2 protein-coding genes and 6 tRNA genes are annotated in these 1,240 nt (G+C 44.9%); 2 read left to right on the forward strand and 6 right to left on the reverse strand.

The annotated features are described in order from the left end of the window. Both E5983_RS09115 and E5983_RS09120 read left to right on the forward strand, forming a co-directional pair. A partial coding sequence (locus E5983_RS09115; protein WP_160332692.1) for an IS66 family transposase occupies nt 1–360 on the forward strand: 360 nt, incomplete at its 5' end. A gap of 51 nt (nt 361–411) precedes the next feature. Further along, nucleotides 412–549 (forward strand): transposase, encoded by a 138-nt coding sequence (locus tag E5983_RS09120; RefSeq protein WP_160333501.1) that lies wholly within the window; start codon nt 412–414, stop codon nt 547–549. 160 nt (nt 550–709) lie between these two features. Here E5983_RS09120 and E5983_RS09125 read toward each other — a convergent pair. From E5983_RS09125 to E5983_RS09150, 6 genes are all read right to left on the reverse strand, one after another. Further along, nucleotides 710–793, reverse strand: a tRNA-Leu gene (locus E5983_RS09125). Nucleotides 794–817: 24 nt separating this feature from the next. After that, a tRNA-Gln gene (locus tag E5983_RS09130) sits at nt 818–889 on the reverse strand. 13 nt (nt 890–902) lie between these two features. After that, a tRNA-His gene (locus tag E5983_RS09135) sits at nt 903–975 on the reverse strand. Nucleotides 976–988: 13 nt separating this feature from the next. Then, a tRNA-Trp gene (locus tag E5983_RS09140) sits at nt 989–1,059 on the reverse strand. Nucleotides 1,060–1,063: 4 nt separating this feature from the next. Beyond that, nucleotides 1,064–1,144: transfer RNA gene (locus E5983_RS09145), tRNA-Tyr, on the reverse strand. 21 nt (nt 1,145–1,165) lie between these two features. Next, a tRNA-Phe gene (locus tag E5983_RS09150) sits at nt 1,166–1,238 on the reverse strand. Nucleotides 1,239–1,240: the final 2 nt, after the last annotated feature.

Raw genomic sequence — 1,240 nt, forward strand, 5'->3', positions numbered from 1 at the left:
TATGTCTTACCAGAATCCAAGTTAGGCCGTGCTCTCAAATACAGTTTGGATTATGAGTCCACATTCAAAACTGTACTAGAGGATGGACGTCTCGTTCTATCCAATAATTTGGCAGAAAGAGCAATCAAATCCTTAGTAATGGGACGCAAGAATTGGTTGTTCTCCCAGAGTTTAGGGGGAGCAGAGTCTAGTGCGATTATTATGACTCTAATTGAGACAGCCAAACTCCACCAAGTGGACAGTGAAAAATATATAGTTTTCCTACTAGAACATTTACCAAACGAGGAGACTCTCGAAAAAAAGGAGGTTCTAGAGGCTTATTTACCATGGGCAAAACAAATACAAGAGCATTGTCGTTAAAGAAACCTCCAAGATTCAAAGCAAGCTGCTTACAATCTTGGAGGTTTTTTGATGTACCCTGTTATTGGGCGCTTACGAACCAATAATAAGATTAAGTTGTTGAAACGTTCTGCTTTCGGATTTCGAAAACATGAGCATCTATTTGCCAGAATTTACTGGATGCAGACTCCTGCTGTCCACTCTATCTAAAAATTCCTCCCCTCTAAGGAGGGGAGGAAGGAAGATTGTCTTTATTCTATATTGTCAGTTTTCAGGGATTCCACACAACTTGACAAAGAACCAGAAAAGGTCATCGACTAGGTGAGAAATGTAAAAAAGACAAGGTCCGAAAACCTTGCCTTCTTTACAATACCGGCGGCCGGGGTCGAACCGGCACGTCCGTGAGGACACTGGATTTTGAGTCCAGCGCGTCTGCCAATTCCGCCACGCCGGCTTCTACTAATTATTCAATTAGTAACTGGGGTAGCTGGATTCGAACCAACGCATGAGGGAGTCAAAGTCCCTTGCCTTACCGCTTGGCGATACCCCATTATTAATAAATAGGCGAGTGAGGGGAATCGAACCCCCGAATGTCAGAGCCACAATCTGATGTGTTAACCACTTCACCACACCCGCCATTCTATTAATACACGGGCAGTAGGAATTGAACCCACACTGAAGGTTTTGGAGACCTTAGTTCTACCTTTAAACTATGCCCGTAAGATGGAAGGGGAGGGATTCGAACCCCCGAACCCGAAGGAGCGGATTTACAGTCCGCCGCGTTTAGCCTCTTCGCTACCCTTCCATACACAATATTCAATTGTAATGGCGCGAGACGGAATCGAACCGCCGACACATGGAGCTTCAATCCATTGCTCTACCAACTGAGCTACCGAGCCAA

The organism is Streptococcus danieliae (assembly GCF_009767945.1).
Classification (GTDB): Bacteria; Bacillota; Bacilli; order Lactobacillales; family Streptococcaceae; genus Streptococcus; species Streptococcus danieliae.